Below are 6,166 nucleotides of genomic sequence, written 5' to 3' on the forward strand. Positions count from 1 at the left end.
GCCGCCGCCCCCCCCCCCCCGGATTTTCCCCGCCCGGCCGGCGTTACCCCGGGACGGGGGCACCCGCCGTCACCCGTCCGCCCGGCAGGTTCGGTGGGCGACCGGAACCGGGGGTGGGGTGCCATGACCGAAGTGGTGAGTGTCCGCGACGACCAGCGGATCCAACGCGACGTCCTGGCCGAGTTGGCCTGGGACCCCCGGCTGCAACCGAACGAGATCGGGGTGACCGTCGACCAGGGCGTGGTCACCCTGACCGGATTCGTGGACGGCGCCGCTCGCGCTTGGGCCGCGACGCGATGCGCGCAGCGGGTCCGGGGCGTACGGGCGGTGGCCGACCAGATGGAGGTGCGGCTGCGGGGCACTCCGGGGCGTACCGACGCCGAGGTCGCCATCGCCGCCACCCGCGCCCTGGAGTGGGACAGCTTCGTGCCCGCCGAGCGGCTGGACGTGACGGTGGCCAACGGCTGGCTGATGCTGCGCGGCGAGGTCGAGTTCGGGTGGCAGCGGCGGGCCGCCGAGGGCGAGGTGCGCCGGCTCGACGGCGTACGGGGGATCACCAACCTGATCGAGGTGCGACCGGCGGCGTCACCGGCCGCCGAGCGGCTGCGTCGGGACGTCCAGCGGGCGCTGCTGCGCACGCTCGGCGGCGAACGGGTGACCGTCGAGGTGGACGGCGACACGCTGGTCCTCGCCGGGGTGGTCCGGTCCTGGTGGGAACGCGACCAGGTCGAGCGGGTGGCGTGGTCCGCGCCCGGGGTGCGGGTGGTGCACGACCAACTCCTGGTGGGCGGGTGATCGTCCGCCATGTCCGGTTTACCCGGGACGGCACTGGGAAACCACCGCCGACCGGCGGTGCCGTCGCACCGGGGGGAGCATCGGGGAGGACTCGTGGCCGTGAACCACTCGCCGGCGGGCCGCCCCGAGGAGCGGTCGCTACGCATCGCGATGGTGGTTCCGCCCTGGTTGTCCGTACCGCCGCCCGGCTACGGCGGCCTTGAGCAGGTCGTCGCCGCCCTGGTGGACGCACTCTCCGGGCAGGGGCACGCGGTGACCCTGTTCGGTGCCGGTGCTGACCACGGCACGGCGGCCGACGGCTTCGTCTCCACCGTCGCCGAGGTCCAGTACGAGCGGCTCGGCGAGTCGCTGCCCGAGCTGGCCCACCTGGCCCGGGTGAATCGGCTGATCACCCCGGCCGACTTCGACGTGATCCACGACCACACCACGATCGGTCCGCTGGTCGCCGGCCGCCGGGCCGTGCCGACGGTCGCGACCGTGCACGGGAACCCCGTCGGGGAGTACGGCGACGTGCTCAGCGACATCGACTCGGGCGTCTCCCTGGTGGCGATCTCGCACGCCCAGCGTCGGCTGAACACGAACCTGCCCTGGGCCGGCACGGTGCACAACGCGCTGGACATCCGCGGCTTTCCGCGCAAGCACACACCCGGCGCCGGGCCGGTGCTGTGGCTGGCCCGGTTCAGCCCGGACAAGGGCCCGGATACCGCAATCCGGGCGTGCCGGGCGGCCGGGTTGCCTCTGCTGCTGGCCGGCAAGTGCAACGAGCCGGCCGAGCGTCGCTACTACGAGCAGGTCGTCGCGCCGATGGTCGACGAGGACGTGACAGTGGTGCTCAACGCGGACCGCGCGACGACACTGCGGATGCTTGTCGACGCCCGCTGCCTGATCATGCCGATCCAGTGGGACGAGCCGTTCGGCATGGTGATGCTGGAGGCGGCAGCGACCGGCACACCGGTGGTCGCGCTCAACCGGGGTGCGGTGCCGGAGCTGGTCCGGCCGGGGCTGACCGGGCTCGTCGTCGAGCGGTCGGAGCAACTGCCCGGGGCGTTGCTCGCGGTGGAGCGACTCGACCCGGAGGACTGCGTGGCGCACGTCGCGCAGAACTTCTCGGCCGAGCGGATGGCGAGCGGCTACGCGGAGGTCTACCGGCGGTTCGCCCTCGGCCGGCACGACGTCCGCGAATCGGCCCGGGTGCCGGTGCGCTGATCCGCCCGTGTCGCCGGCTCAGGCCCCGGTCGCGCCCAGCTCGGCGATGGCGGCGTCGAGCCGGGACGCGTACGCCGGACTGATGCCGCCCTCACCGAGACGGACGGTGACCTTGGCGCGCAGCCGGGCCACCGGCGGCGCCAGCTCTTCCCGGCCGGAGCTGACCGCCACGGTCAGATTGCGCAGCTCGTTGCGCAGGTCGAGGGCCACGTCGTCGCGGATCTCCCCGGCGCTCAGCCCGTCGCCGATCAACCCGTCGACCCGGTTGGCGGCCTCGGTCAGGGTCCCCGGGTTCGAGCTGGGCGCGGCGGTGGTCGGCTCCCTCGACGGCGCCCCGGCCGGCGCGCTCGGCGCGGACGACCCGATGGCCGGCGGGTCGGTCGACGGGGTCGTCACCGGACCAGCGGAGGACTGCGCCCGGCGGGCCGGCTGCTGTTCGGGCAGCAGGGCCACCCCGGCCAGCGTCACTCCCACGGCCAGCACCAGCAGCAACACCAGCCGTCGCCGTGACCAGCTCGACCCGGTCGCCGGCTCGCCCGCGTCGGAGGCGTCCGCTGCGCCTGCGTCCAGTCTCGCCGGGGTCGCCGTCGGCACGCTGGCCGTTGCGACGGCGGGCGACTGCGGTGGCAGGGGCTGGGTGGGCACCCGGATGGTCGCGGTCGGCGGCTCGGTCGGCAGTGCGTGGTCGCGGAGCGCGGTGGCGACCTGCCGGGCGGTCGGCCGATCGGCCGGGTTTCGAGCGAGGCTGCGCAGGCAGATCTGGGCCACCGGTGCGGGCAGGTCCGGTAGGTCGGCCAGCGTCGGCGGCGGACCACTGGCCAACGCGGCGCTGAGCTGCTCCCAGGTGTCCGCCGGATACGGGACCCGGCCGGTGAGCGCCTCGTGCAGCAGGACGCCGAGCGAGTAGACGTCGGTGGACGGCTGGGCCGGCGCGCCGTCGAGGCGTTCCGGGGCGACGTACGCCGGGGTGCCGAAGGTTTCGCCGTCCTCGTCCTCGTCGGGAGCGCCGATCCGGGTGGCGATGCCGAAGTCGAGCACCTTGACGCCCGTCTGCGTCATCATCACGTTGGCCGGGGTGATGTCCCGGTGCACGATGCCGAGCCGATGCGCGGCGGCCAGCGCGTCCGCGACCTGCGCGCCCACCTGGACCGCCTCGGTCCACGGCAGCGGCCCCTCGGTGAGCCGTAGCTTCAACTCCTCACCGGTGAGCAGCTCCATCACCACGAACGAGGTGATCGAGCCGTCCGGGTCGACCGTCTCGCCGTAGTCGTGCACCGAGGTCAGATGCGGGTGCACCAGTTGGGCGGCGGCCCGTGCCTCCTCGCGCACCATGCCCCGAAATCGCGCGTCGGCGGCGAGTGACGGGGCGAGCACCTTGAGCGCGACCACCCGGTCCAGTACCTCGTCCCGGGCACGCCAGATGACCGACATGCCGCCGGCGCCGATCTGGTCCAGAAGTCGGTATCTGCGAGCCAGCAATCGGCCCGCATGCAGTGCTGCCTTCACGGATCGCACCTGCCTCAGGGGTGGGAGCGGTATCAGGTTGCGCGAATGTGTCCTGCCTGTCAACGCCGTCACCACCGGCCGTCGGCGGATGGTGCCTGCCGTGCGCCGACCGCCGGCTGACGGCGGCCCACCGGTCGGCGGCGGGCCCGTGCCAGGATGAGAGACATGGCGGGGGGACCGGTGGCGTTCGTGCTCGGCGGCGGGGGAGTGCTCGGCGCGGTCGAGGTCGGCATGTTGCGCGCGTTGTTCCGCGCCGGCATCCAACCCGACATGGTGCTCGGCACCTCGATCGGCGCGGTGAACGGCGCGCTGGTCGCCGCCGACCCGTCCGAGGCGGTGACCGACCGGCTGGTCCGGCTCTGGGCCTCACCGGAGGCGAGCGAGGTGTACGGCGACTCGGTCGCCCGGCAGCTGCGCCGCTTCGCCGCCCGTACCCACCTGCACTCACCCCGGCCGCTGCGCCGTCTGCTCGAGACCGAGTTGGGTGTGGACACCACCTTCGCCGACCTGCGGGTGCCGTTCCGTTGCTGCGCCGCGCACATCGAGCGGGCCGCCGAGCACTGGTTCGACAGCGGTCCGGTGGTGCCGGCGGTCATGGCGTCGGCCTCGGTGCCGGGCCTGCTTCCGCCGATGCAGATCGACGGCGCGCACTACGTGGACGGCGGGATCGTCAACTCCATCCCGATCGGCGAGGCGGTGGCCGTCGGTGCCCGCCGGATCTACGTCCTTCAGGTGGGTCGGATCGAACGGGAGCTGACCCCGCCGCGCCGGCCGTGGGAGATCGCGCAGGTCGCGTTCGAGATCTCCCGCCGGCACCGCTTCTTCCGGGAGATGGCGGCGCTGCCCGAGGGGGTGGAGGTGCACGTCCTGCCGACCGGCGGGCTCAACCCACGCGACGACACGCCGTGGGCGTACCGGGACATGGCGGCGGTGGGGCGGCGGATCAGCCGCGCGTACACCGCCTCCCGGCGCTACCTGGCCACCCACCTGGAGCGGTGATGCCGTTACCTCCCCGGTGGCTGCGTCGGCTGTTGTTCGCGCCCGCCGTCGTGCTGCTCGCCTTCCTCCTGGTCACCACGTTGCCGATCTGGGCGCTGCTGGCGGCAGCCGCGTCCCCGCTGGTGCCGGGCCGGTTGCGTCCACTGCGACTGCTCTGGATCGGCTGTTTCTACCTGGTCTGGGACGCTGCCGCGCTGCTCGCGCTCTTCGTGCTCTGGGTCGTCTCCGGTTTCGGCTGGCGGACCCGGTCGCCGGCGTTCCAGCGTGCGCACTACGTGCTGGCCGGCTGGTTCCTGCGGGTGTTCTTCTGGCAGGCGCGGTGGACACTGCGGTTGAGCATCGACGTGGTGGGCACCGACCCGGACACCGCGCTGCCCGGCCGGCCCGAGCTGGTGCTCTGTCGGCACGCCGGGCCGGGCGACTCGTTCATCCTGATCCACGGGCTGGTCAACTGGTTCCACCGGGAGCCTCGGATCGTCCTCAAGGACAGCCTCCAGTGGGACCCGGCGATCGACGTGCTGCTCAATCGGCTACCCAACCGGTTCATCGCGCCGACCCCGGAGCGCGGCGAGGAGACGGTACGACAGGTGGGGCACCTCGCCGCCGGCCTGGACGACAACGACGCGTTCGTGATCTTTCCCGAGGGCGGCAACTTCACTCCCAAGCGACGGCTGCGCGCCATCGCCCGGCTGCGTTCCCTCGGCCTGGAACGGATGGCCCTGCGCGCCGAGCGGATGCGTCACGTGCTCGCCCCGCAGCCCGGTGGGATGCTCGCCGCGCTGGACGCCGCACCGGACGCCGGGGTCATCTTCGTCGCCCACACCGGACTGGACCGGATGCTCACCGTCGCCGACGTGTGGCGGGAGCTGCCGATGGACAAGCGGATCGTGATGCGGTTCTGGTCGGTGCCACCGGAGGACGTACCGACCGGACGGCAGCAACGCATCGACTGGCTCTTCGATTGGTGGGCGCAGATCGATGCCTGGGTCGCCGCTAACCGCTAATTGGCCGCGTAGGGTGCGGGCGTGGACGAGATCTGCGTGGTGACAACGGTGGTGGACGCGCGTTCGGTCGCCGACGTGCTGGCGGCTGCGGCCGTCGCCGGCCGGCTCGCCGCCTGCGCCCAGGTGGGTGGTCAGGTGGACAGCACCTACTGGTGGCGGTCCGGGATGGAGACGAGCACCGAGTGGTCGGTGCAGTTCAAGACCGCACCGGACCGGCTCACCGCGTTGCTGGACCAGATCCGGGTCAGCCACCCGTACGAGGTGCCGGAGATCCTGGTGTCCAGGGTGGAGAGCGGCAACCCCGACTACGCAACCTGGGTGTACGAGCACACCCGGGCCTGAGTACGCGCACTCTGGGGCGTACCCCGGTCGGCTGTCGATGATGACCGGGTGAACGACACCCGTTACCCCTGCCCCGCCTGCGGTGCGCCGGCGGATCTGAGCGCCGGTTGTTCCGGCTGTCGGCGTGCGCCCGACCCGATCGCTGCTGAGGTGGTTCGGCTGAGCCGGCAGGTCGCCGAGCTTGAGCCGGAGGTGGAGCGGGCCCGCCGCGCGTACGCCGAGCTGGCTGGACGCCTGTCGGCCGTGTCGCGCCGGCGGGCCGAACTGGCGGCGGTGGTCCGTGCCGGGTTGGCTGCCTCGGTCGCGGCGCGCCC

General features: G+C 73.0%; 7 protein-coding genes. 6 read left to right on the forward strand and 1 reads right to left on the reverse strand.

The annotated features are described in order from the left end of the window. Nucleotides 1–123: 123 nt before the first annotated feature. Entirely contained in the window at nucleotides 124–795 is a 672-nt protein-coding gene (locus ABZU52_RS31630; protein WP_354974587.1) for a BON domain-containing protein, read from the forward strand. Nucleotides 796–945: 150 nt separating this feature from the next. After that, nucleotides 946–2,001: a glycosyltransferase gene (locus ABZU52_RS31635; protein ID WP_354974592.1), complete on the forward strand. Its 1,056-nt coding sequence runs from the start codon at nucleotides 946–948 to the stop codon at nucleotides 1,999–2,001. An 18-nt stretch (nucleotides 2,002–2,019) separates the two neighbouring features. Here ABZU52_RS31635 and ABZU52_RS31640 read toward each other — a convergent pair whose 3' ends face one another. Then, entirely contained in the window at nucleotides 2,020–3,507 is a 1,488-nt protein-coding gene (locus tag ABZU52_RS31640; RefSeq protein WP_354974588.1) for a protein kinase, read from the reverse strand. Between the two features lie 165 nt (nucleotides 3,508–3,672). Between ABZU52_RS31640 and ABZU52_RS31645 the strand changes: the two genes are divergently transcribed. From ABZU52_RS31645 to ABZU52_RS31660, 4 genes are all read left to right on the forward strand, one after another. Beyond that, on the forward strand, nucleotides 3,673–4,506 hold the full coding sequence (locus tag ABZU52_RS31645) for a patatin-like phospholipase family protein (RefSeq protein ID WP_238661642.1): 834 nt from the start codon (nucleotides 3,673–3,675) through the stop codon (nucleotides 4,504–4,506). Continuing rightward, nucleotides 4,506–5,510: a 1-acyl-sn-glycerol-3-phosphate acyltransferase gene (locus ABZU52_RS31650; RefSeq protein ID WP_354974589.1), complete on the forward strand. Its 1,005-nt coding sequence runs from the start codon at nucleotides 4,506–4,508 to the stop codon at nucleotides 5,508–5,510. The genes ABZU52_RS31645 and ABZU52_RS31650 overlap by 1 nt, the downstream gene beginning before the upstream one ends. A gap of 21 nt (nucleotides 5,511–5,531) precedes the next feature. Next, complete coding sequence (gene cutA / locus ABZU52_RS31655) at nucleotides 5,532–5,852, forward strand: divalent-cation tolerance protein CutA (protein ID WP_354974590.1); 321 nt, start codon at nucleotides 5,532–5,534, stop codon at nucleotides 5,850–5,852. 48 nt (nucleotides 5,853–5,900) lie between these two features. Further along, nucleotides 5,901–6,166, forward strand: a 266-nt coding sequence (locus tag ABZU52_RS31660; RefSeq protein ID WP_354974591.1) for a hypothetical protein, incomplete at its 3' end; no start/stop codon positions are given.

Origin of the sequence: Micromonospora sp. NPDC005220, from assembly GCF_040607895.1 — a bacterium.
GTDB lineage: Bacteria > Actinomycetota > Actinomycetes > Mycobacteriales > Micromonosporaceae > Micromonospora.

What these genes read in the sequence shown, in the direction of transcription:
- ABZU52_RS31630 (WP_354974587.1), top strand. Translation starts at nt 124, where the DNA reads ATGACCGAAGTGGTGAGTGTCCGCGACGACCAGCGGATCCAACGCGAC.
- ABZU52_RS31650 (WP_354974589.1), top strand. Translation starts at nt 4,506, where the DNA reads ATGCCGTTACCTCCCCGGTGGCTGCGTCGGCTGTTGTTCGCGCCCGCC.
- ABZU52_RS31645 (WP_238661642.1), top strand. Translation starts at nt 3,673, where the DNA reads ATGGCGGGGGGACCGGTGGCGTTCGTGCTCGGCGGCGGGGGAGTGCTC.
- ABZU52_RS31635 (WP_354974592.1), top strand. Translation starts at nt 946, where the DNA reads ATGGTGGTTCCGCCCTGGTTGTCCGTACCGCCGCCCGGCTACGGCGGC.